This is a genomic window from Nocardioides sp. Leaf285, from assembly GCF_001422955.1.
In the GTDB taxonomy this organism is placed as follows: Bacteria; Actinomycetota; Actinomycetes; order Propionibacteriales; family Nocardioidaceae; genus Nocardioides; species Nocardioides kribbensis.
Genome location: NZ_LMNH01000006.1, coordinates 75,507 through 100,398, shown reverse-complemented (window position 1 = coordinate 100,398; position 24,892 = coordinate 75,507). Strand labels below are relative to the sequence as shown.

26 protein-coding genes are annotated in these 24,892 nt (G+C 73.7%); 9 read left to right on the top strand and 17 right to left on the bottom strand.

Annotated features, from left to right (window positions below; genetic code table 11):
* Nucleotides 1-55 precede the first annotated feature (55 nt).
* The 5 genes from ASF47_RS19925 (at nucleotide 56) to ASF47_RS19905 (ending at nucleotide 2,972) form a co-directional block, all read left to right on the top strand.
* Entirely contained in the window at nucleotides 56-460 is a 405-nt protein-coding gene (locus ASF47_RS19925; protein WP_056865779.1) for a DUF2237 family protein, read from the top strand.
* Nucleotides 461-557: 97 nt separating this feature from the next.
* On the top strand, nucleotides 558-929 hold the full coding sequence (locus tag ASF47_RS19920) for a WXG100 family type VII secretion target (RefSeq protein WP_056865778.1): 372 nt from the start codon (nucleotides 558-560) through the stop codon (nucleotides 927-929).
* Nucleotides 926-1,222, top strand: a complete 297-nt coding sequence (locus ASF47_RS19915) for a WXG100 family type VII secretion target (RefSeq protein WP_056865777.1) — start codon at nucleotides 926-928, stop codon at nucleotides 1,220-1,222. Before ASF47_RS19920 ends, ASF47_RS19915 begins: the two co-directional genes overlap by 4 nt.
* Entirely contained in the window at nucleotides 1,219-2,646 is a 1,428-nt protein-coding gene (locus ASF47_RS22165) for an RNase A-like domain-containing protein (RefSeq protein ID WP_056865776.1), read from the top strand. The genes ASF47_RS19915 and ASF47_RS22165 overlap by 4 nt, the downstream gene beginning before the upstream one ends.
* 11 nt (nucleotides 2,647-2,657) lie before the next feature.
* Nucleotides 2,658-2,972: a contact-dependent growth inhibition system immunity protein gene (locus tag ASF47_RS19905; RefSeq protein ID WP_056865775.1), complete on the top strand. Its 315-nt coding sequence runs from the start codon at nucleotides 2,658-2,660 to the stop codon at nucleotides 2,970-2,972.
* A gap of 45 nt (nucleotides 2,973-3,017) precedes the next feature.
* Here the strand turns inward: ASF47_RS19905 and ASF47_RS19900 are convergent, their stop codons facing one another.
* From ASF47_RS19900 to ASF47_RS19880, 5 genes are all read right to left on the bottom strand, one after another.
* Complete coding sequence (locus ASF47_RS19900; RefSeq protein ID WP_056865774.1) at nucleotides 3,018-3,824, bottom strand: PT domain-containing protein; 807 nt, start codon at nucleotides 3,822-3,824, stop codon at nucleotides 3,018-3,020.
* 106 nt (nucleotides 3,825-3,930) lie between these two features.
* Nucleotides 3,931-4,263: a TraR/DksA family transcriptional regulator gene (locus ASF47_RS19895; protein WP_056865773.1), complete on the bottom strand. Its 333-nt coding sequence runs from the start codon at nucleotides 4,261-4,263 to the stop codon at nucleotides 3,931-3,933.
* The gene (locus ASF47_RS19890) at nucleotides 4,260-4,946 is read right to left on the bottom strand and encodes a DUF6629 family protein (protein WP_056865772.1); all 687 of its coding nucleotides are present in this window, start codon (nucleotides 4,944-4,946) and stop codon (nucleotides 4,260-4,262) included. Before ASF47_RS19890 ends, ASF47_RS19895 begins: the two co-directional genes overlap by 4 nt.
* 85 nt (nucleotides 4,947-5,031) lie before the next feature.
* A complete protein-coding gene (locus ASF47_RS19885) occupies nucleotides 5,032-5,697 on the bottom strand; it encodes a SprT-like domain-containing protein (protein ID WP_056865771.1) in 666 nt (221 codons plus the stop codon).
* Between the two features lie 128 nt (nucleotides 5,698-5,825).
* Nucleotides 5,826-6,020: a hypothetical protein gene (locus ASF47_RS19880; RefSeq protein WP_056865770.1), complete on the bottom strand. Its 195-nt coding sequence runs from the start codon at nucleotides 6,018-6,020 to the stop codon at nucleotides 5,826-5,828.
* Nucleotides 6,021-6,037: 17 nt separating this feature from the next.
* Between ASF47_RS19880 and ASF47_RS19875 the strand changes: the two genes are divergently transcribed.
* Nucleotides 6,038-6,658 (top strand): hypothetical protein, encoded by a 621-nt coding sequence (locus ASF47_RS19875; protein WP_056865769.1) that lies wholly within the window; start codon nucleotides 6,038-6,040, stop codon nucleotides 6,656-6,658.
* Between the two features lie 24 nt (nucleotides 6,659-6,682).
* Here the strand turns inward: ASF47_RS19875 and ASF47_RS19870 are convergent, their stop codons facing one another.
* From ASF47_RS19870 to ASF47_RS19850, 5 genes are all read right to left on the bottom strand, one after another.
* On the bottom strand, nucleotides 6,683-7,165 hold the full coding sequence (locus tag ASF47_RS19870) for a winged helix-turn-helix domain-containing protein (protein ID WP_056865768.1): 483 nt from the start codon (nucleotides 7,163-7,165) through the stop codon (nucleotides 6,683-6,685).
* A 54-nt stretch (nucleotides 7,166-7,219) separates the two neighbouring features.
* On the bottom strand, nucleotides 7,220-8,215 hold the full coding sequence (locus ASF47_RS19865; RefSeq protein ID WP_056865767.1) for an aldo/keto reductase: 996 nt from the start codon (nucleotides 8,213-8,215) through the stop codon (nucleotides 7,220-7,222).
* Nucleotides 8,216-8,277: 62 nt separating this feature from the next.
* Nucleotides 8,278-9,402 carry a 23S rRNA (uracil(747)-C(5))-methyltransferase RlmC gene (rlmC, locus tag ASF47_RS19860; protein WP_056865766.1) on the bottom strand — a complete coding sequence of 375 codons (1,125 nt, stop codon included), beginning with the start codon at nucleotides 9,400-9,402 and terminating at the stop codon, nucleotides 8,278-8,280.
* A 31-nt stretch (nucleotides 9,403-9,433) separates the two neighbouring features.
* Nucleotides 9,434-10,456, bottom strand: a complete 1,023-nt coding sequence (locus ASF47_RS19855) for a hypothetical protein (protein ID WP_156698082.1) — start codon at nucleotides 10,454-10,456, stop codon at nucleotides 9,434-9,436.
* Nucleotides 10,457-10,668: 212 nt separating this feature from the next.
* Nucleotides 10,669-11,235 carry a C40 family peptidase gene (locus tag ASF47_RS19850; protein ID WP_056865764.1) on the bottom strand — a complete coding sequence of 189 codons (567 nt, stop codon included), beginning with the start codon at nucleotides 11,233-11,235 and terminating at the stop codon, nucleotides 10,669-10,671.
* 385 nt (nucleotides 11,236-11,620) lie between these two features.
* On the opposite strand from ASF47_RS19850, the gene ASF47_RS19845 reads away from it, so the two are divergent.
* Nucleotides 11,621-12,028, top strand: coding sequence for a VOC family protein (locus ASF47_RS19845; protein WP_056865763.1), 408 nt, complete (start codon nucleotides 11,621-11,623; stop codon nucleotides 12,026-12,028).
* Between the two features lie 85 nt (nucleotides 12,029-12,113).
* On the opposite strand, the gene ASF47_RS19840 is transcribed toward ASF47_RS19845, so the two are convergent.
* The 3 genes from ASF47_RS19840 to ASF47_RS19830 all read right to left on the bottom strand — a co-directional run bounded on the left by ASF47_RS19840 (nucleotide 12,114) and on the right by ASF47_RS19830 (nucleotide 15,345).
* Complete coding sequence (locus tag ASF47_RS19840) at nucleotides 12,114-12,746, bottom strand: hypothetical protein (RefSeq protein WP_056865762.1); 633 nt, start codon at nucleotides 12,744-12,746, stop codon at nucleotides 12,114-12,116.
* Nucleotides 12,746-13,573 carry a mechanosensitive ion channel gene (locus tag ASF47_RS19835; protein ID WP_056865761.1) on the bottom strand — a complete coding sequence of 276 codons (828 nt, stop codon included), beginning with the start codon at nucleotides 13,571-13,573 and terminating at the stop codon, nucleotides 12,746-12,748. The genes ASF47_RS19840 and ASF47_RS19835 overlap by 1 nt, the downstream gene beginning before the upstream one ends.
* A 110-nt stretch (nucleotides 13,574-13,683) precedes the next feature.
* On the bottom strand, nucleotides 13,684-15,345 hold the full coding sequence (locus ASF47_RS19830) for an alkaline phosphatase D family protein (protein WP_082500552.1): 1,662 nt from the start codon (nucleotides 15,343-15,345) through the stop codon (nucleotides 13,684-13,686).
* Nucleotides 15,346-15,550: 205 nt separating this feature from the next.
* Between ASF47_RS19830 and ASF47_RS19825 the strand changes: the two genes are divergently transcribed.
* The gene (locus ASF47_RS19825) at nucleotides 15,551-16,213 is read left to right on the top strand and encodes a hypothetical protein (protein ID WP_200919257.1); all 663 of its coding nucleotides are present in this window, start codon (nucleotides 15,551-15,553) and stop codon (nucleotides 16,211-16,213) included.
* A 55-nt stretch (nucleotides 16,214-16,268) separates the two neighbouring features.
* Here the strand turns inward: ASF47_RS19825 and ASF47_RS19820 are convergent, their stop codons facing one another.
* The 3 genes from ASF47_RS19820 to ASF47_RS19810 form a co-directional block, all read right to left on the bottom strand.
* A complete protein-coding gene (locus tag ASF47_RS19820; RefSeq protein ID WP_056865760.1) occupies nucleotides 16,269-17,423 on the bottom strand; it encodes a magnesium and cobalt transport protein CorA in 1,155 nt (384 codons plus the stop codon).
* 304 nt (nucleotides 17,424-17,727) lie between these two features.
* Nucleotides 17,728-19,104, bottom strand: a complete 1,377-nt coding sequence (locus tag ASF47_RS19815; RefSeq protein WP_056865759.1) for an NAD-dependent succinate-semialdehyde dehydrogenase — start codon at nucleotides 19,102-19,104, stop codon at nucleotides 17,728-17,730.
* Between the two features lie 132 nt (nucleotides 19,105-19,236).
* On the bottom strand, nucleotides 19,237-20,535 hold the full coding sequence (locus ASF47_RS19810) for a T3SS (YopN, CesT) and YbjN peptide-binding chaperone 1 (protein ID WP_056865758.1): 1,299 nt from the start codon (nucleotides 20,533-20,535) through the stop codon (nucleotides 19,237-19,239).
* Nucleotides 20,536-20,718: 183 nt separating this feature from the next.
* Between ASF47_RS19810 and ASF47_RS19805 the strand changes: the two genes are divergently transcribed.
* Nucleotides 20,719-21,582, top strand: a complete 864-nt coding sequence (locus ASF47_RS19805) for a tryptophan 2,3-dioxygenase (RefSeq protein WP_056865757.1) — start codon at nucleotides 20,719-20,721, stop codon at nucleotides 21,580-21,582.
* Between the two features lie 200 nt (nucleotides 21,583-21,782).
* On the opposite strand, the gene ASF47_RS19800 is transcribed toward ASF47_RS19805, so the two are convergent.
* Nucleotides 21,783-24,686, bottom strand: coding sequence for a vitamin B12-dependent ribonucleotide reductase (locus tag ASF47_RS19800; protein ID WP_056865756.1), 2,904 nt, complete (start codon nucleotides 24,684-24,686; stop codon nucleotides 21,783-21,785).
* Nucleotides 24,687-24,892 lie beyond the last annotated feature (206 nt).

Sequence of the window (24,892 nt, the reverse complement as noted above, 5' to 3'; positions counted from 1 at the left end):
GGGCGGTCGCCGCGAACACTGTCCGCGGAGCCGCCGGACCTGCCACAGTGGCGCCATGCGACCCGAGGGCACACCGGAGCTCAACGTGCTCGGCGGCGAGCTCGAGCCGTGCGGCACCGAGCCCATGACCGGATTCCACCGCGACGGCACGTGCACCTGCGGCCCGGCCGACGTGGGCCTGCACGCGGTGTGCACGGTGATGACCGAGGAGTTCCTCGCCCACCAGCGCTCGGTCGGCAACGACCTGGCCACCCCGCGCCCCGAGTGGGGCTTCCCGGGGCTGCACCCCGGCGACCGCTGGTGCGTGGTGGCCGTGCGCTGGCTCCAGGCGCTCCACGACGGCGTCGCGGCCCCCGTCGTGCTCGCCGCGACCAGCGAGCGGGCCCTCGAGATCATCCCCCTCGACGCGCTGCGCTCGCAGTCGGTCGACGTGCCGGCCGACCCCGGCGACCTCGTCTGACCCCTCCCGCGGGGTTTTCCACAGATCGGCGACCGGGGCTGTCGCGGCGCTCCCCCTCGGGTCAGGGTGGTCCTACGACGACCTCTCGGGAGATCCGATGCCCCTCGACGCCCCCGCCGGCACCACCGGCCCCGCCGGCACGCTGGCCCTCGACCACGCGGCCACCGACGCCGCGGTCGCCGACCTGCGCGACACCGCCGCCGACCTCGCCCGCTCGCGGGCCCGCCTCGGCCGCGAGGTCGACGTCCTCCTCGACGCCGTGTGGCGCGGCCGGGCCGCCGACTCCTTCGCGGTCGCCTGGGCCGACTGGGCCGGGGCCGCCGACGCGGTCGTCGTGGCCCTCGACGAGACCGCCGACCGGATCGCGCGGCACCACCGCGACGTGACCGACCTCGACGTCGGTGTGGCCGACGGACTCGCAGCGCTGGCGGCCCGGCTCGACGGGAGCGGCGTCGGAGGCCCCCGATGAGCGGCTTCCGGGTCGACCTCGCGGAGCTCCAGCGGGTCGTCGACGCGGCCGGTGCGACCCAGCGCGAGCTCGACGCGGCGCTCGACCGCGTCGCGGCCCGGGTGGCGCGACTCGACGCCACGTGGACGGGCGCCGCCGCCGACGCGCACGACCAGGCGCATGCGCGCTGGGCCGCGGCGTACGAGGAGATGCGGGGGGCGCTCGCCGACCTGCGCACGGCCGCGGGCGTGGCCCACGACCGCTACGAGGCGGCGGTCGCCTCCAACCTCGCGGCCTGGGGGGCCGTGCGGTGAGGATCGACGTCGACGGCGCGGGCTTCCTCACCGCCGAGCACGCCCTGGCCACCGGCAACCGCCGCTGTGCGGAGCACCTCGACGACCTCACCGACGCCCTCGCCGGTCTCGGCGGCATGGCCGGCGACGACGCCACCTCCGCCGACTTCGCAGCGGCCTACGACACAGCATCCGCCGAGGTCGTCGCCGGGCTCGGCGACTGCGTGACGGCGCTGGCGTGCCTGGGTCGGCTCACCGCGACGTCACGCGCCGAGCACGAGCGGGCCGAGGCCGGGGCCGTGCTCCGCGGCGTGGTGGTGCCGGGCGCGGTCGTCGCGCCCGACGGCGAGGTCTCCCCCGCCGGCGGGCCGGGCGACCTGGGCTGGGTCGCGGCGATGCCCTCCCCGCCGCCCACCGCCCTCGGCGGTGACTGGTCGGCCGTCCCCACGGGGCTGGGCTGGGTGATCGACCTGATCCAGGGCTTCGCGTGGCCCAGCGCCGACGTCGGCGAGCTGCGCACCGCGGGCGCCACGTGGGTCGACTGCGCGCGCGCCGTCGCCGACCTGACCTCCGACTGCGGCGCGGCGGTCCGGGGCCTCGAGGGCGAGGTGTCCCCCGAGATCCCGCTCGCCGTCGACGCCTGCCAGGAGGTCTCCGACCAGCTCGCCGCGATCGCCGAGGAGGCCTACGGCCTGGGCCGAGCCTGCGAGCAGTACGCCGACCAGGTCGAGTCCCACCGGGCCGAGGTCGTCGCCCTCGTCGTGCAGCTGCTGGCCGAGACCGTCGTCATCCAGGGCGCCGGCATGCTCCTCAACTCCGTCACCGGCGGAGGCGGCACCGTCGGCGCCACCGCCCTCACCGGCACCCGCGTCGCCGCCATCACCCCCGACATCCTCGCCGTGGCGGCCCGGCTGCGGGCCGCCAACGAGGTGCTCGCCGCCTCCGTGCGCAACGCCTCCGTGCGCGTCACCATCGCCCGCGGCCGGCTGGAGAAGTTCCGCTACGCCCGCTCCGGTGGGCTCTCCGACGAGGCGGGGCAGATCCGGGTCATCGCCCCCAGGCCCTGGGACCGCGGCCCAGGCTGGCTGCGCACGCACGAGGTGCGCGGGTCGCACACGATCGAGCGGCACGTGGGCAAGACTGTCGAGGATCTGCTGGCACGCCTCCGGAGTCAGCCTGGGATCTCTTTTGCCAGTTCGTTCGCAGATGTCCCAGCGGCGGAGCGCGCCATCGCTCAAGCGCTGAGGATGCGGGGCGATGACGTGGCCGACTGGTTGTCCGCCGGCTCGGGCAAACTCACGCTGCACGCCACGCTGGACGACGTCACGGGCGTGACGGTCAGCAGAACTGCACACCACACGACGTCGAATGTCCGGGTGGTACTCGTCCGTGACCACAGGATGGACGACGGATGGCGCGTCCTGACCGCTTTCCCCGATGTCTAGAGGAGATTGCCATGCCACGTACACCCGCCTTCGAGCAGCTCGGTGGGGCCTACTTCCACCAGGACTGGCCCTACGACTTCGAGACGCCGCAGGACGTCGTCGAGGACTTCTTCCGCGACGAACCGGACGCGGGCCCCGAACTGCTGGACCAGGTCGAGCAGCTCCTCGCCGCCGGGCTGACCGACGATGAGCTGGGACAGGCCATGCAACGGGCAGGGTTCTGCCTGGACCCGACCGGTCTGGGGCTGACCAACCGCGTCTGGCTTGAGGACCTGGCCCGTCTGGCGCGAGAGCAGATCGGGCAGGAGCCGACATCTCGTGGCTGATCTCGGCCACCCGAGCACGACTGAGGGGCTCGGCCCCTCGATGACTCAGGAGGTCGGCGTCGGAGTGGGGACGGCGCTGGGGGTCGGGATGGTGGAGGGCACCGTGGTCGGCTCCTCGGTCGGCTCGTCGGTGGGCTCCTCCGTCGGCTCGTCGGTGGCCTCGTCGCTCGGCTCGGCGGTCGGGTCGTCGGTGGGCTCGGCCGTGGGGTCGGCGGTGGGGGTGGAGGCGTCGGACGGGTCGCTGCCCTGGCTGGGGTCCCGGGTGGGCTCGTCGTCGCCGGCGGACGAGCCGCCCGTGAGGCGGGAGATCGTGGTGCCGCCGTCGCGGTCGCTGCCGCCGGTGTAGCTGGAGACCGAGCGTCCCGAGACCACCTCGAAGAGCGACAGCGCCACCATGACGACCAGGAACATGCCGGCGGCCAGGATCGCGATCCGCTTCCACGGCAGGCCGGCGAGCCGGTCGCGCCAGCCGGTGCGCGACTCCAGCACGGCCTCGTCGAGGCCGGCCTTGGCCTCCGCGAGCTTTTCGTCGGCGTGGTCCAGGTGGGCCTCGACGGCCGCGGTGTCGGCGTCGCTGCGCCCGGCGCGGCGTACCTCCGCCTGCGCGATGCCGACCTTCGACAGGGCCGCCTCCTGGGCCTTCGCGGCCGCGGCACGGCTGCGGGCCAGACCCTCGGAGTAGAGGGCGGTGCCCACGGTCGCGGCCACGGAGCCGACCGCGGCGCCGATGAGGGTGCCGGCGGCACCCAGGGTCGAGAGCAGCACCGCGGAGGACACTGCGGCGAGCGCACCGGCGGCGGTCTTCAGCCAGTCGATGTCGAGCTTCTGGGGTGTGGGGGTCTCGTCAGCCATACGTCTCCCAGTATGGAGCCGACGTCGCGACTCCCAACCCCGTGCGCTGTGTCGATCGACACGGGGGCCCGGCGCAGCCCGGGCGCGTCGCGCCGGTGGACCGGGGTCAGGCGCAGGTCACGCAGGTCCGCGCCGTGGGCCGTACGTCGAGCCGCTCGGCCGGGATCTCGCTGCCGCAGCGCTCGCAGCGGCCGTAGTCGCCGGCGGACTCCCGGGCCAGGGCGGCGTCGACCTCGTCGAGGTGGTGGCGCGCCTGCCTGGCCAGCGCGTCGACCTGGGAGCGCTCGAAGGCGATCGTGGCGCCCTCGGGGTCGTGCTCGTCGTCGGCGTTGGTGTCGCGGGAGGCCTCGACCACGCCGCGGTGGTCGCCCTCGAGGTCGCGCAGCCGCGAGGCCACCCGCTCGCGCTCGGCCAGCAGCCGCTCGCGCGGGCCGCTCACCGGGCGGCGTCCGTGCGTGGCTGCAGGCTCTCCCCGTCACCGCGCGGGTCGGCCCCACGCTCGACCCGTGCGAGGTGCACCAGGATCAGCACCGAGGAGACCGCGGCCCAGACGCACCACAGCGAGGCGAAGGCGTCGGCGTAGGCGTAACCGACGACGAGCAGGCCGACGAGGTTGGCCAGGCCGAAGGCCGTGATCCAGCGGTGGCCGGCCAGGACGCAGGCGCCGACCACGGCCACGATGTAGAGGCCGGTGGAGATCTCGGGCTCGCCCAGGCCGACGTAGTAGACGATCGCGTGGTCGCGCACCGTGGTCCGCACCCCGCCCGTCCACAGGTGCCAGGCCATGTAGGCGCCGACGGCTCCCCCGAGCGCCACGAAGGGCGCGACGAGACCGCGCCGGTCGGGCCGGGCGACCAGGAGCACCGCCAGCGGGAGGTAGAGCGGCAGGAAGGGCAGGGCGAAGACGACGTAGGCCAGCGCGGCGCGGTGGGCGGTGGTGTCGGAGACCAGCCCGTCGGCACCGGCCCAGACCAGGGCCTCCACCAGCTGGTGGACCGCGAAGAGCACCGGCAGCGCGGGCAACGGCAGCTCGCGGGGCGCGCGCACCTCGCGCAGGGCCAGGGCGCCGAGGGGCAGGACGACGGCGCCGGCGACGAGGTCGGCCTGGAGGGAGAAGCACACGCGACCAGTGGAGCACCCGGGCCGCGCCGTGGTGCTCACCCGGGGGGAGACCGGCGCGGCGACCGGCGCGGCGAGCGCCGACGGGTCAGACCGACTCGACCCAGGCGAAGGGCACGCGCAGCACCGCCCGGCCGGCGCGCAGGTGGTAGCTCGTGCGGCCGACCTTCACCACGACGCCGACCCGGCCGTGGTGCTCCCCCGCGACCGTGACCCGCACCCGGGAGCCGACCGGCAGCCGGGTGGGTCGACCGCCCGTGCGCAGCAGGGCCAGCTCGGCCTCGTAGTTGGGGTGGTGCACCGCTGGGCGGCCGTGGTGGGTCCAGGTCAGCACGTGGGCGAGGTCGAAGCGGCGTGAGCAGCGCCCGCAGGTCATCACCCGCTCGGGGCGGCGGTGGCGCCCCGAGGTGTGTCCCGCCGCGCAGACGCCGAGCCAGGCCGGCTCGACGCCCGGGGCGTCGGCGGGCACGCAGCGACGCCCCGAGGAGCCCAGCGCGAGGGCGGTGCGGCGCCAGGTCTCGTCGTGACCGTGGCGCGGGCCCACCAGCGCGTGGGCGATCTCGTGGAGGATCGTGTCGCGGACCTCGGCCTCGGAGTGCAGCACCGTCAGCGGGGCGCTGAGCCCGATCACCCGCGGCCCGAAGCGGCACACCCCGGCCCGACGCTTGGCGGAGTCGAGCTCCACGCTCCACCCCGGCGGCCCGTGGCGCTCGAGCAGGTGCTCGGCGAGGGCGAAGGCGTCGCTCAGGTCCATGGCAGGACCGTACGTCGCGACGCCGACCGGCGGGCGGGGCGATCCACAGGACACCGGCGCCCCGGAGGGACCTGCCGGTGCCGGCCGGGCCGGACCACGCGCACCACGGTTTCGCTGGCGAAACAGGCTCAGTCGGCTCGTTCGGCCCCGTCGGCTCGCTCGGCCCCGTCGGCCTGGGCCAGCCGCTCGTGCAGCCGGGCGCGGACCTCGTCGGCGCCGAGGGTCGAGCGGCGCCGCTGGTCGCGCGCGACGACCACCCCGGTGGCCGCGACCCCGGCGAGCCCGGCGACGCCGAGCAGCCTCCACACCTTCGTCGACCTCATCGAGCAGACTCCTCCTCATGTCCTCGCCGTCCGCCCCGCTGTCCCTCGACGAGGCCGTGGACCTCACGCGCACCGGCGACCTGTGGCTCTTCCGCGGGCGCTCCACCGCCGACCACGCTATCCGGGTGCTGACCAACGCGCCGGTCAACCACGTCGGCATGGCGGTCGTGCTCGACGACCTGCCGCCGCTGATGTGGCACGCCGAGCTGGGCAAGGGCCTGCGCGACGTGTGGACCGGGCAGCACCAGCGCGGGGTGCAGCTGCACGACCTGCGCGAGGCGGTGCAGCAGTGGTGCGGGCGCTACGAGCAGCGCGCCTGGCTGCGCCAGCTCGACACCGCGGTGACCCGGGAGATGGAGGACGCCGTGCTGCGCACGGTCGCCCGCCTCGACGGCACGCCGTTCCCCTCGACGGTCGCCCTGGCCGGGCGCTGGGCGCGGGGCCGGATCCGGCGGGCCGCCCCGGCCGAGCTGACCTACTGCGCCGAGGTGGTCGCCGCCACCTACACCGCGATGGGGCTGCTCGACGACGACCGCCCCACGAACTTCTACGACCCCGGCATGTTCTGGTCGGGCGACGAGATGGGGCTGCTGCGCGGCGCGCGGCTCGGCGACGAGATCGCCGTCGCCGAGCCCTGAGCGGCGCCCGGCCGCGCGGCGGGGTCAGTCCAGGGCGTCGGCGGGCAGCTCGGCGCCGCGGTCGGTGAGCATCCACACGCCCGGGCGGGGGGCCACCAGGAAGCCGTCGTCGGCGAGCTCCTTGCGCGCCCACCGCACGGCGGTGCGCCAGCGCACCTCGCCGGTGGGGCCGACCTCGCGGTCGCCCTCGCGCAGCACCTCGGCCATGCGCTCCTCGAGCTCGAGCATCACCAGCTCGGCCTCGCGCTCCCCGCCGACCTCCTGGAGCACCCGGATGATGTAGGGCTTGAAGTCGTCCTGGTGGGTGCGGCGCCGCGGCTTGGCCGGTGCAGCAGTCGGCTTGGAGGAGCCCGGCACCCGCGCGGTGGACCCCGAGGGCGCCGCCGTGCTGCGGCGGCGCACCGGTGTCGCCTGGGGTGGCGCCACGGGCTCGGGGGGACGCTTCGGCATCCCGTGCACACAGGTGCTCAGCGGCAGGTCACACAGCTCGCAGTAGTCCTCGGCCACGCCCCGACCGTACGTCGTGCCCGCCGCTCCCGGCCACACGGGGCCGGGGAGGGATCACCAGCGGTGGTGCACCTGGGCGCGGAAGCGCGCGTCGTAGAGGTCGCGGACGCCCTCGAGCAGGGCGGGGGCCAGCGGCGGCAGCGCGCCGGCGGCGGCGTTGGCCCGGGCCTGCCCGGGGTTGCGGGCGCCGGGGATGACGGTGGTGACGCCGGGCTGCTGCCACACCCAGGCCAGGGCGACCTGGGCGGGCGTGGCGCCCTCGGGGCCGTGCTCGGCGACCAGGGCGGAGAACTCCTGGGCGGCCCGCACGCCGGTGGCGAAGTCGACCCCGGAGAAGGTCTCACCGACGTCGAAGGCGCTGCCGTCACGGTTGTAGGTGCGGTGGTCGTCGGCGGCGAAGGTGGTGGTCTCGTCGTAGGTCCCGCTGAGCAGGCCCGAGGCCAGCGGCACGCGCGCCAGGACACCGACGCCGGCCTCCTCCGCGGCGGGCAGCACGGCATCGAGCGGCTTGAGCCGGAAGGCGTTGAGGATGATCTGCACGCTGGCCACGTGGGGGCGCGCGATCGCGTCGAGGGCCTGGTCGGTGGTCTCGACGCTCAGGCCGTAGGCGGCGATCGCCCCGTCGGCGACGAGGGTGTCGAGGGCCTCGTAGGTGGCGTCGGCGGTCACGGTGGCCGACGGCGGGCAGTGCAGCTGCACCAGGTCGAGCCGGTCGACGCCGAGGTTGCGGCGCGAGCGGTCGACCCAGCCGCGGAAGCGCTCGAGGGTGTAGCTCTCCGGCACCTGCTCGGCGCGGCGGCCCATCTTGGTGGCCACGGTGAGCGCCGCGTCGGGGTGGTCGGCCACGAAGCGGCCGATGACCTGCTCGCTGCGGCCGTCGCCGTAGACGTCGGCGGTGTCGAACAGCGTCACCCCGGCCTCCAGGGAGGTCTCGAGCACGGCGCGGGCGTCGTGCTCGCTCACCTCGCCCCAGTCGGCGCCGAGCTGCCAGGTGCCGAGTCCGACGGTGGAGACGTCACGGCCGGTGCGGCCCAGGGTGCGGTGGTCCATGGCCGCGACTCTAGCCACGCCGGCCCACGCCCCCGACCCGTCAGCGACCCGTCGGTGACCCGTCAGCGGCGCTCAAGCAGCACCATCACCTCGTGGTGGGTGGTCTGGGGGAACATGTCGAACAACCGCGCCCGGCGCGGGGCGAAGGACGGCAGCGCGGCCAGGTCGCGGGCCAGCGAGACGGCGTTGCAGCTGGAGTAGACGACGTGGCCGACCCCGGAGCCCTCCAGCCACGCGCACAGCTCGGGCCCGACGCCGCGCCGTGGCGGGTTGAGCACCACCAGCTCGGGGCCGGCCTCCTGCGCCTGCGCCCACGTCGTGGCGTCGGAGGCCTCGAAGCGCAGGCCCGGCAGCCGGGCGTCCTCGGCGGTGGCGCGGGCGGCGGCGACCGCCTCCTCGCTGACCTCCACCCCGGTGACCAGGCGCCCGGGGGCCGCGACGTGCAGCGCGAAGCCGCCGACCCCGCAGTAGAGGTCCCACACCGAGGCCGGGGCGACCTCCTCGACCCAGTCGCGGCCCTGGCGGTAGAGCGCGGCCGCGACCTCGGTGTTGGTCTGGAAGAAGCCCTGGGGCCGCAGCCGCAGGGTGAGCCCGTTGACCCGCATCGCCAGCGTCTCGCGCGGGCTCAGCGCGATCTCGCGCTCGCCCTCCAGCACGGCCTTGTGCTCGGGCTGCACGTTGGCCGAGACCACCACCAGCTCGGGCAGCGCGGCGTGGAGGGCCGGGAGGTGCTTGCGGATCCGGGTGACCGGCTCGGTGGAACGCAGCACGAAGCGCACCATGAGCTCACCGTCGGGCGAGCGGGTCACGAGCAGGTGCTTGAGCTCGCCGCGCCGCGTCGCGAGGTCGTACGGCGCCACCGCGGCGCGGGTGACGAAGTCGGCCAGGGCGGGCAGGGCGGCGGCCAGGCCGGGCTCGTGCAGGCCGCAGTCGCGCAGGTCGACGCCGGCCCCCGACGGGTCGAGGATCCCCAGCGTCGGGGCCTCGAGCGTGCCGGCGACCACCATCTTGGCCTTGTTGCGGAAGCCCTCCTCGCGACTGCGGTGGGGCTCCAGCCACGTCAGGTCGGGCCACGCGGCCAGCAGCCCGCGGCAGTGACGCTGCTTGGCGGCGACCTGGTCGTCGTAGGCCTGACCCATCCAGGCGCACGAGCGGCAGCGACCCGCGTCGAAGTGGTGGCACTGCACGGGGCGAGGCTACGGGCCGGGCCCGCAGAGGTCAGCGCTGGGCGGGCTGCCGGGTGGGCTGCTGGGTGGGCTCCTGGGACGTCTCCTGGCCGGGAGCCACCGTGACCGTGGTCGGCTCGGAGACGCTGCCCTCGGCCAGCGGCCGGTCGGCGAAGCGCCAGCGGTAGGTCGTGGTCTGCTCCGGGGCGACGGTGACCGTGGCGTCGACGGCCTCGGCGGGGACGACCTGCACGGTCTCCCAGCCGCCGGCGACCTGGCGCTCGAGCACGAGCGTGCCGCGCACGACCTGCTCGCCGGAGCCGTCGCGCAGGACGCCGGTGAGCACCGTGCCCCTCGGGGCCGGGCGAGCGGCCATGACGGTCGTGGTCGTGAGGCCCTCGAGGTCGTAGGTGGTCGTGCCGGTGGCGTCGCCGACGCGCAGCGCGTCGAGGGCGAAGCGGTTGCCGTCGCAGCCGAAGCCGACCGTGCGGAAGCCGGGCCCGTCGCCGCGCTCGGCGATCATCGCCGCGAGCGTCGAGGGGGCGGCGGTGGCGCCGCCGACGGCGCGGCGGGTGGCCATGTCGTAGCGCGACCAGGTGTAGGTGAGGCCGGTGGTCTCCACGCTGGTCCACGCCCCGGCGGGCGCCGAGACGTCGGCGCGGCCGAACCAGTAGGTGGTGGTGCCGAAGTCGGCGGGCTCCTGGTAGCCCACCCACGCGACGCCCGCGGCGCCGCGCGGCGCCTGCACCGAGAGGCCGGAGGTCGTGGTCGAGGCCATCGAGCGGGCGTAGCTCAGCGAGCCCAGCGCCGTGCCGCCGGCGAGGTCGTAGCGCAGGCTCCGCTCGCCCGCGGGCGCCTGGTCGGGGCCCAGCCCGACGAACGGCTGCGGCACCTCGGCCGTGCGCTCGTAGAGCCGCGCGCACCCGACGTACGACAGCTCGATCGGGCCGCCCACGGGCAGGTCGGTGCCGCGCACCACGACGGTGGCGTCGCCCGCGGCGGAGGCCGGGGAGGAGAGCGAGGGCACCAGGAGCGCGCCCAGCACGCCGAGGACCATTCCGGACCTGACCAGCACCTGCCGCACCTGCTGCCTCCGCGCACACGAGACCGAGAGCCGGGTGGGGGTGCCCGGTCCTCGGAGTCTAGGGCGGTGCACCCCCCACGTCTGCGGGAGCCGGCGAACTGATGCCCACATCTGGGGAAACACCCCCCTCCGGGCGAGCGCCGGAGGGGGGTGCACCGCGGACGAGTGGCCCCGACGGGTGGGCCGGGACGGGCCTGCCGGGCTCAGCGCACCCGGCCGAAGAACCGCTGGTCGGTCCAGATCTTCGTGCGCTCGACGTCGGCCTCGGAGTTGGCGGCGTTCCACATGTAGCCGTCGCCGGCGTAGATGCCGACGTGGTAGACCCCGCCGCCGTCGTAGAAGAAGACCAGGTCGCCGGGGCGGGCCTCGGCGGGGGTGACGCGCTGGGTGCGGTCGACCTGGGCCGCCGAGGAGTGCGGCAGCGCCTCGCCGACGGCGTTGCGGAAGACGAACTGCGTGAAGCCCGAGCAGTCGAAGGCGTCGGGCCCGGCGGCGCCGTAGCGGTAGACGTCGTCGGCTTGGGCGCGGGCCACGCCCAGGATCCGCTCCGCACGGGTCGGGCCGTCGTCACGGCGGGCGTCGGCGGTCCGGGTGGTCCCGGTGGCCTCCGTGGCCTCAGTGGTCTGGGCGGCCTGGGTGGTCTGGCGCTCGGTCGGTGCCGCCTCCGCGGCGCGGGCGGTGTCGAGGGTGAGCCCGGTGCCGAGCACCGTGCTGGTGGCCATGGCGGCGACGAGGGTCGCCCCGAGGGTGCGCATGCGGGTGTGGGTCATCGGTGGTCCTCAGGCATCGCCTGCGGAAGGGGTCCTGTCGGGTTCGGGCGCCTGTGCCCGGCCGGCGCTGCCTCGCGGTCGCTCCGGCTCCACCCCGAGCCGCGGCCTGCGCCGCGGCGTCCTGCTCGGGTCTCCCGCGCCCGTCACTGCGTGCTGCTGGGGTCACCCCGGCGCCGTGACGGGCCTCGGCTCGGGCCGGGTGCCTCCGGTGTGCCGGAGGAGGCACCGAGGCTGCCACGGGCCCCCTGGTGCCGATCAAGCCAACACCCGGTGACCCTTCTCACCGCCGCCCGGCGTCACGCCGATGACTTCGCAGGACACCACCGGTCTGCACCTCGACACACCGGTCCCCGCGACCGCCCGACCACCGCCCTGAGGAGCCCCGATGCCGGTCCTGCTGAACCCCTACCTCCACCTCCACGGCACCGCCCGCGAGGCGATGACCTCCTACCAGTCGCTCTTCGGCGGCGAGCTCGACGTGATGACGTTCGCGCAGATGGGCGAGCAGGGCGAGCACGCCGACCTGGTCATGCACGCCATGCTGCGCGGCGAGCACGGCGTCACGCTGATGGCCGCCGACGTCCCGCCGGGCATGACCGTGACCCCCGGCGACACCGTGACCCTCAGCCTCAGCGGCGACGACGAGCCCCGGCTGCGCGGATGGTTCGAGGCACTGGCCGAGGGCGGCCAGGTGCACGTGCCACTGGAGCGGCAGGTGTGGGGCGACGTCTTCGGCCAGTGCGCCGACCGCTTCGGCATCACGTGGCTGGTCAACATCGCGGCCCCGGCCTGATCCGGCGCGGCACGACGTACGACGTCCCCGACCCGCCCCTCGCAGGGCGGACCGGGGACGTCGAGGTCGAAGGAGGCCTGCGGGCTCAGGCGGCGGCGCGGTCGACCCGCGCGTGGTAGTGCCGCCCCACCTTGCCGCCGAGCAGGGCGGCCAGCAGCGTGCCGACCACGACGGCGGCGGCGGTGATCACCGCGCCCCAGCCCAGGTCACCGCCGCCGAGCGGGATGCTGGGCAGGCTGACCCGGTCGAGGATGTTGTACTGCGAGCCGAATACCGCCCCGAGCACGATCGCGACGAGGGTGACGACGAGGCCGATGATCCACACCCCGAGGCCCTGCCTGGCCCCGTCGAAGCGGGACATGCGCCCGGCGACGTAGCCGCCGGCGTAGTAGCCCACCACCAGCACCACCAGCAGCACGACGGCGGCGACGATCCCGATCGTGCCGGCCGAGCGCTCGGCCTGGGTCTGGGTGATGTCGCGGCTGGTCCCGACGGCGCTGGCGACGGCGCCGACGATGCTGGTCAGCAGGATCGCGGTGGCGATGGCCACCAGCCAGCCGAAGAACGCCGCGCCCCAGTTGGTGCCGCCGAAGCGGTCACGGGCGTGGGCCTCCCCGACGGTGCGGGTGGGTCCGGAGCGGCGGCGTGCGGCGGCGGGCCCGTCGAGTTGCCCGTCGTACCGGTCCTCCTGGGCGGCGTGGTCCGTGCGCTTCGCCATCAGTAGCGCTCCGTCGGCGGCACCGGCGGGGTCTGCGCGGTCTGCGCGCCCTGGTCGTAGGCCGGGTCGAAGCCCTGGTCGTAGGCCCGGTCGTAGGTCGGCGAGTCGCTCGAGCCGGCGGCCTGCTGGGCGCGGTCGCGACCGGTGCGCAGGTCGCTCTTCGCCTGCTCCTTGGCCTCGCGGCTGCGCGAGTAGGCGTCCTCGAGCATGCGGCGGGCGACGTCCTGGCCGCCGAGACCGAAGGCGAGGGCGAGACCGAGGGCCAGGGCGCCCATGGTCGCGGCGAACGCGATGGAGACGATCTCCTCGGCGATGCGCAGCTGGTTGAGGATCATGAACATCGCGATGACCATGACGAGCGCCGGCACGATGGTGGCCACGATCTTGCCGGTCGGGGTGTCGCCCATGAGCTTGGCGACCCCGGCCGCGACGGCTCCGGCGACGAGGGCGGCGACCACGAAGATGACGATGGCGGCGATCACGTTGGGCAGGTAGGCCAGCACCTGGTTCATGAAGGTGGTGACGGCCGGCACCTGCAGCGCGCCGATGGCTGCGAAGAGGAAGAAGACGAAGATCAGCCAGAAGACGACCCGGGCGATGCCGTTGGACGGGCTGGCGCCGGGCAGCACCTTCTCGACGTACCGGTTGGCGTCGGACTCGTGCAGGTGCTTGTCGAGGCCGATCTTCTTCAGCACGGTCGCGACCACCTTGGCCACGACCTTGGCCACGATGAAGCCGACCAGGAGGAGCAGGAGGAAGCCGAGCAGGTTGGGCAGGAAGCCGATGATGCGGTCGAGCGCGTTCTCGAAGCTGTTGCCGATGTTCATCTGAGACTCGTTTCGTCGGTGGACCGAGCCCCCAACGTGACAGCGCGGGCGCGCGGCCACTCCCACCCCGCAGGGTGGAACACCCCCGCAGCAGTTTGTCAAGAGGTGTCTTAGTGGGTGGCCACCTGCGGCTCGAGGTCGCGGCTGAACAGCACCGCGCCGGACTGGTCGCGCAGGCTCATGGTCAGCAGCCCGGCGCGGTCGATCGCGGCGTGGCCGAAGAACTGGTTGCCCGCCCGCGGCGACTCCCCCGGCGTGCCCGCGACCTTGCTGAAGACCACCTCGGGCCCGAAGGTGCCGTCGAGGTCGTTGGGTCCGAAGGTGCCCGAGGCGATCGGCCCGGCCACGAACTCCCAGAAGGGGTCGAAGTCGGTGAAACCGGCCCGTGCCGGGTCGTAGTGGTGGGCCGCGCAGTAGTGCACGTCGGCGGTGATCCACACGGTGTTGCGCACGCCGTGGCGCTTGAAGGCGCTGAGCACCTCGGCGATCTCCTGCTCCTTGCCGAGCGGGGCGCCGGGATCGCGGTTGGCCAGGCCCTCCTGGGCGCTGCCGTCGGGCACGACGAGCCCGATCGGCAGGTCGGCGGAGATCACCTTCCAGGTCGCGGTCGAGCGGCGCACCTCCCGCACCAGCCAGTCGAGCTGCTCGCGGCCCAGGACGCTGGTGCGCTCCTGCTCGAGGCCGGGGGTGTTGGGGTCCTTGAAGGTGCGCATGTCGAGGCAGAAGACGTCGAGGTGGGCCCCGCGCGAGACCTTGCGGTAGATCCGGGCCTCGGCGAAGCCGCTGCCGCGTCCGTGGGCGCGGGGGTCGGCGATCGGCTGCCACTCCTGCCAGGCGCGCCGGGCGCGGGCGGCGAGCACGTCGACGCGACGCTCGGCGGTGTAGCGCTCGTCGGTGAGCACCTCGCCGGGCCACCAGTTGTTGGTGGTCTCGTGGTCGTCCCACTGCGCGACGACGGGGGTGTCGGCGTAGAAGGCGCGCACGTTGTCGTCCATCAGGTTGTAGCGGTGGCGCCCGCGGAACTCCGCGAGGGTCTCGGCGACCTTGGTCACCTCGGGGATGACCAGGTTGCGCCAGACCTGCCCGTCGGGCTCGACGACCTCCGCGGCGATCGGGCCGTCGGAGTAGACGGTGTCGCCGGCGTGGACGAAGAGGTCGGGACGCGTGGCGTGCATCGCGGCGTAGCCCCGCAGCCCGCCGAGGTCGGGGTTGATCCCCCAGCCCTGGCCACAGGTGTCGCCGGTCCACACGAAGCTGGTGGCCGCCGGGCGCAGCGACGGGGTCGTGAACCGCGCGACCCGGGCCTCGCCGCGCCGGCCCTGCTCGTCCTCGAAGGCCAGCTCCGCCTCCCACTCCCGGCCCGGGGCGAGCCCGTCGAGGGCGATCTTGGCGGTCAGGTCGGAGGCGTCGGTGGCCCAGGGACCGCGGACGACACGGCGTCGTCGACCGCTGCGCAGGTGGGCCACGAGCCGCCCGCGCCCGCTCGAGCGCGCCCACAGCACGGCGGTGCGCGGGGTGACGTCACCGCTCTGCACGCCCGAGGGCAGCGTCAGGCGTCGCGTCACCAGCCCGCCGGCCGACGCGGCCCGCCGCACCTGCGGCGAGGTGGCCGCCACCCCGCTCGTGGCACCCAGCGTGGTCAGCGCGCCGGCGGTGAGCGCGCCCGCGCGCAGCAGCGAACGGCGGCCCACCGGCGTGGAGGTGGCACTGCCGGCCGGGCTGCTGACGGGGCTGCTGGCGGGGCTGCTGGAGGGGCGTCCGAGATCGCTCATGCCCCGAGGCCACACCACCGAGATGGCGCGGGGTGGTCCTGCGGGTGAACCTCGCCGGTCGCCTCCGGAGGGGGCCCGGCACGCACGTGGGCCGACCGGCGCATTCGGTGCGACTGGCGTCCTCGCCGTACAGTCGAGGGTGAGGGAGCCGGGGCACGGCGCCGCGCGACCACGCCCGACACGTGCCAGCTCCAGTACGGACGTCATGAGCCTCGAGACGACGACCCCTGCCAGCCCGACCGACGTGGAGCCCGACGAGGCCCTCGAGGACGACCGCGACGAGACGGAGACCCCGGACCCGGAGGAGACCTCCGAGCCGGAGGCGCCCGCCGAGCCCGTGACCGCCGCCGAGGGCGAGGACGTCTGGGTCGCCGCCGCGCGCCCGGTGCTGACCGAGGTGGCCGGCACCTACCACGGCCTGATCACCCACACCGAGTTCGCCGGGCGGCTGCAGGCCGACACCGGCGTGCGCACCCGCAGCAACCCCAGCAACTGGATCGGGCGCGTGCTGGCCCGCGTCGCGGCCGAGGTCCACGCCGCCGGCGAGCCCCCGCTGACCGCCTTGGTGGTCCACGGCGTGCACGGCACCGTCGGCGAGGCCTACGACGAGGTGCTGCGCCTGCAGGACGCCGACCCGATCAGCGACCCGCTGGCCCGCGAGAAGCACGCCGCCCTGGCCCGCATGGAGTGCTACCGCTGGGCCGACGCCACCCTCCCGGCCGACGGTGGCAACGCCGCGCTCTCCCCGCGCTACGACATGGTCGTCACCCGCGAGCGGAAGAAGAACCGCGAGGAGGCGCAGCCCGACATCTGCCCCACCTGCTTCATGGCCATCCCGCCCACCGGCGAGTGCGACAACTGCGCCTGAGCACCACCCCGGCGTGGTCCGCCGGCGTCCGCGGGTCTGCTCAGATCCAGTCTGCTCAGATCCAGCGGCGCCGGCGGAAGACCACGTAGAGCACGACGCTGACCATGAACATCATGACTACGGCCATCGGGTAGCCGAAGCGCCAGTGCAGCTCGGGCATCGAGTCGAAGTTCATGCCGTAGACCGTGCCGACCAGGGTCGGCGCGAAGAGGATCGCGGCCCAGGCCGAGATCCGCTTGACCTCCTCGTTCTGGGAGATGCTGACCTCGCTGAGGTTCTTCATCTCCTCGTTCTGCTGCTGGGCCACGAGGGTGGCGTTGACGGTGAGGATGTCGCGCAGCAGCTGACGCAGGCCGTCGACCTTCTCGGTGACGGTCACGAGGTGGTCCTCGACGTCGCGCAGGTAGCGCTGGAGCTCCTCGTCGGTGCGGTACTTCGCGAAGCCTAGGGTCAGGCGCCGCACGACGGTGAGCAGCGGGCCGGTGGCCCGCTGGAACTCGATGACCTCGCGGGTCAGCTCGTAGATACGCCGCGAGACGCCCGGGTCGCCGGTGAAGACCTGCACCTCGATCTCGTCGATGTCGTTCTCCAGGCCCGCGACGACCGGGGCGTAGCCGTCGACGACCCGGTCGAGGATGGCGTAGAGGATCGCCTCCGGTCCCAGCCGCAGCAGGTCGGGGTTGCTCTCCAGGCGCCGGCGCACGGCGGCCAGGTCGGGGGCCTCGCTGTGGCGCACGTTGACCACGAAGTCGGGGCCGACGAAGACGTGCACCTCGCCGAACTCCACCTCCTCCGTGGCGTCGACGTACCTCGCGGCGCGCAGCACGACGAAGAGGGTGTCGTCGTAGCGCTCCAGCTTGGGCCGCTGGTGGGCGAGGATCGCGTCCTCCAGCGCCAGCTCGTGCAGGTCGAACTCCTCGGCCAGCGAGGCCAGGTCGTGCTGGTCGGGGCGGTAGAGACCGATCCAGGCGATGGCGCCGTCGTCGGGGGCCTCGTCGCCGCGCTCGCGCAGGCAGCGGTAGGTGTCGGCGAGGCTGCTCAGCGACTCGACGCGGTCGCCGTCGACGTAGACCGCGGCGTCGACGAGGGTCTCGTGGCCCACCCGCGCGCCGTCGGGCGCCGCCGGGGCCGCGGGCGCGGCCGGCGCGGGGTGGGGCGCACGACGACGGCCGGCGAGGTGGCGCAGGGGCAGGAACGGGCGCTCGGACATGACGGGAGACTCCTCCGCGGACGGGCTGCGCCGGGCGGTGGGCGCGGCGGGCGGGGCTGCCTCAGGCAGCGGGACGGGGACGACTGGGAGGTTCACCGCTCACGGCGACCACCTCCCCCGTCCGTCTGCGCCACGCCCGTGGCTCGTCTGTCTCAGCGTCCACGATAGGCCGCGGCGCGGCTGCGCGGAAACCGCCGCAGCCGCTCCCGCACGCCGCGCGGGGCCGGCCGGACGGTGTTCGTCCGACCGGCCCCGTGCGGTCGTGCGCCGTTCACCCGCGGGTCTGGGCGGCGGCCTCCCCGGGTCAGCCCTGGGGGGTGTAGATGAGCTTCTTGTTGACGAACTCGTCGATGCCGTAGGGGCCGAGCTCGCGGCCCACGCCGGAGCGCTTGGTGCCGCCGAAGGGCAGGTCGGCGGCCGTGCCCTGCGCGCTGTTGATCCACACCATGCCGGTGTCGAGCTGGTCGGCGACCTGCTGGGCCTTCACTACGTCGTCGCTCCACACCACGCCGCCGAGACCGAAGGAGGAGGCGTTGGCCAGCTCGACGGCCTCCGCGGCGTCGGCCACGCGGTAGACGACGGCGGCGGGTCCGAAGAGCTCCTCGCCGTAGGCCCGCATGTCGGGGGTGACGTCGGTGAGCACGGTGGCCTCGACGAAGGAGCCCGGGCGGTCGACGCGGTTGCCACCGGTGCGCACGGTGGCACCCTTGGCCTTGGCGTCCTCAAGCTGCTCGACCAGGGTCTGCGCGGCGCCCTCGGAGGACAGCGGACCGAAGCCGGTGCCGTCCTCGAAGGGGTCGCCCGGCTGCAGGGCCGACATCCTCTGCGTGAACTGCTCGACGAAGTCGTCGTAGAGGTCGTCGACCACGATCATCCGCTTGGCGGCGTTGCAGGCCTGGCCGGCGTTGCCCATGCGTCCGCGCACGGCGGTCTTGACCGCCGCACCCAGGTCGGAGGCGTCGAGCACGATGAAGGGGTCGGAGCCGCCGAGCTCGAGCACGACCTTCTTGAGGTTGCGGCCCGCGACCTCGGCCACCGCGGCGCCGGCGCGCTCGCTGCCGGTGACCGAGACACCCACGACGCGGGGGTCGGCGATGATGTCGGCGGCCTGGTCGTTGGTGGCGAAGAGGTTGATGTAGGCGTCGGCCGGCAGGCCGGCGTCGTGGAAGATCTGCTCGATCGCCAGCGCCGACTCCGGGCACTGGGGGGCGTGCTTGAGCAGGATGGTGTTGCCGATCATCAGGTTGGGCGCGGCGAACCGGGCCACCTGGTAGTACGGGAAGTTCCACGGCATGATCCCCAGCAGGGCCCCCACGGCCTCCTTGCGCACGACCGCGTTGCCGCCCATCGACGGGCTCAGCGGCTCGTCGGCCAGCAGGCCCGGGCCCTCGTCGGCGTAGTAGCGGAAGATCGAGGCCACCAGCTGCAGCTCGCCCTTGCCCTCGCGCAGCGGCTTGCCCATCTCGCGGGCGATGATCGCGGCGAGGTCGTCGATGCGCTCGTCGAAGAGATCGGCCACCTTGTGCAGCACCGCGGTGCGCTCGGCCTTGTCGGTGGTGCGCCACTGGCCGTACGCCGCGTGGGAGCGCGTCAGCGCGTCCTGCACCTCGGCATCGGTCGCCGTCGGGTACTCCTTCTCGACCTTGCCCGTCGACGGGTTGACCACCTGGTAGTCGCTCATCTCGCGTCCTCTCCGTGCCGCCGGCGATCACGCCGCACCCTCGTTGGTGCCGCGCTCACCGGCCTTCTCGACGGTAGTCCGCGCGGAGCACGGCGCAAGGGCCCGTCGGGGTGGTCGCAGCCACGCCTGTCCTCAGGCCCAGCGCGCCTCCTCCCCCGGGTCGAACAGCTCGAGCCCGGGCTCGTCGTCGGGCAGCAACGAGAGCTGGCGCTCGCGCCTCCGGGCCACCACGGGACGCGGCGGGGCGGGCTCCCGCTCGCGGGACTGACGCCACACCACCAAGCGCAGCGCAGCGCGCAGGCCGGCGAGCAGCTCCTCGACGTCCACGCCGGTCACGTCGAGGTGGCCGGCACGCACACCCACGAGGTGGGCCACGATGAGGCGCCGGTCGTGGTCGAACAGCTCGGCCACCAGCTCCGGGGCGAGCCGGGCGTCGGCCATGAGCTCGACCACGGCGGCCAGGGGCGTGGCCTCCGCGAGGTCGACGGCTCCGGGCCCGAGGCGGGCCAGGCGCTCGAAGGCCGCCGTGCGGGCTGCCGGCGCCGGCTCCGTCGGCGGCTGGAGGTAGCGCCGGCCACCGAGCCGCGCCACCGTGTCGCGCGCGGCCTCGTCGATCTCCTGCATGATCCGCGACAGCACGACCCGCAGCTGCATGGGCGCGAAGGGCAGGGCGTGCAGGTCGTGGCCGAACTCGATCTCGCCCTCCACCGCCCGCAGCTGGAGGAACGGCATGCGCGCCGCGAGCAGGGCGACCTCGCGCAGCGCTGCTGCGTGGTCGGGCAGGTCGACGGCCAGCCACCCGAAGAGGCGCACCACCGGCACGTCGTCGAGCACCCGCACGAACACCGTCGACAGGCCCACGCGCACCGGCACGTCGCCGTCCTCGTCGCGCTCGAGCTCGTCGCCCTCCGACATCTCCAGGAGCACCTCGTCGACCATCTCCTGCAGGTGCTCGACGCCCTCGGGCATCGTGGCCAGCGGGGCAGGTGACGTGCGTGGCGGCTCCTGCCCGCCCGCCGACCGGAGGCCCCGAAGGTCGAGATCGGTCACGAGGAACGCCGGGTCAGGACAGCCGAGAACCTCGGTGAGCGTGCACACGGCCAGCGCCGCCAGCTCGTCGGCTCGCGCTCGCGGGCGGTCGAGGAGGCCCCGGACCGCGGCGTCGACCTCCTCGCCCGGCTCCGCGGCGGGGTCGAGCCACCCGAGGTCGAGCAGACCCCGGCGGACGGCCGCGTCGGCGCCTGCACCCGCCACCACCTCCGCCTGCACCATGCCCGCGCCCCAGCCGGTCAGCCTGACGCCGGGCCTCTGACCCGTTTCCATGTCCACGACCTCGACCTCGAGGGACACCACCTCGCCGTCCCCCAGCTCGGCCAGCCGGTCACCCAGTCGCCGGCGGAACTCCCGCCACGATCCCGTCAGCTGCGTCACCGCACGCCCCGTCCCCGTCGCGCCGCGACCCAGTGCCGCTGCGATGCCCGTCACGCTAGGGGCGACCACCGACAGTCGGGGCCTGCACGGTCCGGCGGCGTGGCAGGCTCCTGGCACGGCCGCGTCGGTGTGACGTGGCGGCGGCCACCGACCCGGAGGCCGGCCCCGACCGGAGGAGACCCGATGGCCCTGGAGCACGGTGAGCGACCCCTCGAGGAGGGCATCCGCACCGACCTGCGCGAGGCGCTGGACTACGGCACCTACCTCGACCTCGACCGGCTGCTCTCCGCGCAGCACCCGGTCAGCGACCCGGTCCACCCCGACGAGCTGCTCTTCATCGTCCAGCACCAGACCACCGAGCTGTGGTTCAAGCTCGTCCTCCACGAGCTGCGCGGCGTGCGCGCCTACCTCGAGGCCGACGACGTCGACCGGGCCCGCAAGGCGCTGGCCCGGGTCAAGCACATCTTCCGCACCCTCACCGAGCAGTGGTCGGTGCTGGCCACGCTCACCCCCAGCGAGTACGGCGGGTTCCGCGACGCCCTCGGCCCCTCGTCGGGCTTCCAGTCCCACCAGTACCGCGGGGTGGAGTTCATCCTCGGCAACAAGAACACCCGCATGCTCCGCGTCTTCGACGCCAAGCCCACCGTGCGCGCCGATCTGCAGGACCTGCTCGACACCCCCACCGTCTACGACGCCCTGCTGGCCTTCCTGGCCCGTCACGGCCACGACGTGCCCGCCGACGTCCTGGGCCGCGACGTCCGCGAGGCCTGGGTCGAGCGGCCCGACCTCGTGCCGGTGCTCGCCGCCCTCTACGACGACCCGCGCACCCACTGGGAGGGCTACGCGATCTGCGAGGACCTCGTCGACCTCGAGGACGCCTTCCAGCTGTGGCGCTTCCGCCACCTGCGCACCGTGCAGCGCACCATCGGCTTCAAGACCGGCACCGGCGGCAGCTCCGGCGTCGGCTTCCTCCAGCGGGCGCTGGAGCTCACGTTCTTCCCCGAGCTCTACTCCGTACGCACGGGCATCGGCGGCGGCCCGTCGTGACGTCGCCGCGGCCGCTCCTCGCTGCGGCGTGGGTGGTCACCGGCAGCCTCGGCTGGCTACGACGGGAGCGACTCGGTCGCTGCCTGGACTGCGCGAGCCCGCCGTCACCGCACAGCAGCTGGGCTCCGTCGCGTCCGCAACGGCCACCGGCCCGGCCCCTCCGTGCAGGAGGGACCGGGCCGGTGACGATGCTGGAGGCGTCAGCTGCAGCCGGAGGTGCTGCCGCAGCCCTCGCAGACGTAGCAGGAGCCGGCGGGACGCATCTTCGTGCCGCAGGTGAAGCACAGCGGGGAGTCGATCGCGGTGCCGGTGATCTTCTCCATCAGCTCGGCGGAGGTGTGGGCCTCCTTGGCCGGCTGGGCCGGGACCTCGCGCTGCGAGGCGCCCTCGGTGTCGTGGGTGACGACACCCTCGACGGTCTCGGGCTCGGCGACCGACGCCGAGGCGACCGGCTCGTCGATGAGCTCCGCGGCGCCACCGGTCTCGACGACGGGCTCGTAGGAGCCGGTCTCGAGGTAGCGCTGACGCTCGTCGGCGGAGAAGATCCCCATGGCCTGGCGCTGCTCGAAGGGCAGGTAGTCCAGGGCCAGGCGGCGGAAGATGTAGTCCATGATCGACTGGCTCATCCGCACGTCGGGGTCGTCGGTGAGGCCGGCGGGCTCGAAGCGCAGGTTGGTGAACTTCGAGACGTAGGTCTCCAGCGGCACGCCGTACTGCAGGCCGATGCTGACCGCGATCGAGAACGCGTCCATGACGCCGGCCAGGGTCGAGCCCTGCTTGCCGAGCTTGAGGAAGATCTCGCCGAGCTCGCCGTCGGCGTGCGCACCCGAGGTCATGTAGCCCTCGGCGCCACCCACGGTGAAGGAGGTGGTGCGCGAGACGCGCGACTTGGGCAGACGCTTGCGGGTCGGGGCGTAGACGACCTTCTCGACGACCTTGGTCTCGACCGGGGCGGCGTCGGCGCTCTTGTTGGAGTCGGTGCCCTTGTTGTCGCCCTTGCCGCTCGACATGGGCTGGCCGACCTTGCAGTTGTCGCGGTAGACCGCGGTGGCCTTGAGGCCGAGCTTCCAGGACTGGAAGTAGACGTCCTCGATCTCCTCGACCGTGGCGGTCTCGGGGAGGTTGACGGTCTTGGAGATCGCGCCGGACAGGAACGGCTGGCAGGCCGCCATCATCCGCACGTGGCCCATCGGGGCCAGGGCGCGGGCGCCCATGGCGGTGTCGAAGACCTCGTAGTGCTCCTGGCGCAGGCCCGGGGCGTCGATGACGTGGCCCTCGGCGGCGATGTGGTCGACGATCGCCTCGACCTGCTCGGGCTGGTAGCCCATCTTGCGCAGGGCGCGCGGGATGGTCTGGTTGACGATCTGCATGGAGCCGCCGCCGACGAGCTTCTTGAACTTGACCAGCGAGAAGTCGGGCTCGATGCCGGTGGTGTCGCAGTCCATCATGAAGCCGATGGTGCCGGTGGGCGCGAGCACCGAGGCCTGCGCGTTGCGGAAGCCGTGCTTGGCGCCGAGCTCCTGCACCTGGGCCCACGCGGCCGTGGCCAGCTTGTGGACCTGCTCGTCGGCGATGTGGACCGGGCGCACCGTGTCGTTGGCGGCCTGGTGCTTGCGCATGACGCGCTTGTGGGCGTCGGCGTTGCGGGCGTAGCCGGTGTAGGGGCCCACGACGCCGGCGATCTCGGCCGAGCGCTTGTAGGAGGTGCCGGTCATCAGCGAGGTGATGGTGGCGGCCATGGCGCGGCCGCCGTCGGAGTCGTAGCCCAGGCCCATGGCCATGAGCAGCGCGCCGAGGTTGGCGTAGCCGATGCCGAGCTGGCGGTAGTCGCGGGTGGTCTGGCCGATCGACTCGGTCGGGAAGTCGGCGAAGCAGATGGAGATGTCCATCGCGGTGATGATGAACTCCACGGCCTTCGCGAACAGCGCGCCGTCGAAGGTGTCGTCGTCCTTGAGGAACTTCAGCAGGTTGAGGCTGGCGAGGTTGCACGAGGAGTTGTCGAGCGACATGTACTCCGAGCAGGGGTTGGACGCGGTGATGCGGCCGGTCTCGGGGTTGGTGTGCCAGTCGTTGATGGTGTCGTCGTACTGCATGCCCGGGTCGGCGCACTCCCACGCGGCGGTGGCGATCTTGCGCCACAGGTCGCGGGCGTCGACGGTCTCGATGACCGAGCCGTCCTTGCGCGAGCGCAGGCCGAAGTCGGTGCCGTTCTCGACCGCGCGCATGAACTCGTCGGAGACGCGCACAGAGTTGTTGGCGTTCTGGTACTGCACCGAGGTGATGTCGTCGCCGCCGAGGTCCATGTCGAAGCCGGCGTCGCGCAGGGCGCGGATCTTGTCCTCCTCGCGCGCCTTGGTCGCCACGAACTCCTCGATGTCGGGGTGGTCGACGTCGAGCACGACCATCTTCGCCGCGCGGCGCGTGGCGCCGCCGGACTTGATGGTGCCGGCGGAGGCGTCGGCGCCGCGCATGAAGGAGACGGGGCCCGAGGCGGTGCCGCCGGAGGAGAGCAGCTCCTTGGAGGAGCGGATGCGGGAGAGGTTGAGGCCGGCGCCGGAGCCGCCCTTGAAGATGAAGCCCTCCTCCTTGTACCAGTTCAGGATCGAGTCCATGGAGTCGTCGACCGAGAGGATGAAGCAGGCCGAGACCTGCTGCGGGGAGGGCGTGCCGACGTTGAACCACACCGGGGAGTTGAACGAGAAGTACTGGTGCACCAGCAGCCAGGTCAGCTCGTGCTCGAAGACCTCGGCGTCGGCCGGGGAAGCGAAGTAGCCGTTGTCCTCGCCGCCCTTGCGGTAGGTCTTCACGACCCGGTCGACGAGCTCGCGCAGGCTCTGCTCGCGGGTGTCGGAGCCGACGGCGCCGCGGAAGTACTTGGTGGTGACGATCGTGGAGGCGTTGACCGACCAGAAGTCGGGGAACTCCACGTTCTTCTGCTCGAAGACGGTGGCACCGGTCTTCCAGTTGGTCTGGACGACGTCGCGGCGCTCCCAGGTGATCTCGTCGTAGGGGTGCACGCCGGCGGTGCTGAACGTGCGCTCGAAGGTCAGGCCCTTGCCCGCCGCCGAGGCGCCGGTCTGGGCCCCACTCATCGTCTCCGTCATGTGCTGCTCTCCCTGTGTCGCGTGCTGGCTGTGTCGCGTATTGGCTGTGTCGCGTATTGGCTGTGTCGCGTGCTGGTCGTGTGGTGCGTGGTCGGGCTCGTGTCGATGGTCGCGCTGACCACCGACACTCGGGGGGCGGACCGGCGTGGGGGTCGGTCCGGTGGGGAGGAGGTGGTGCGCCCGGCAGGCAGCTTCCCCACTGCCTG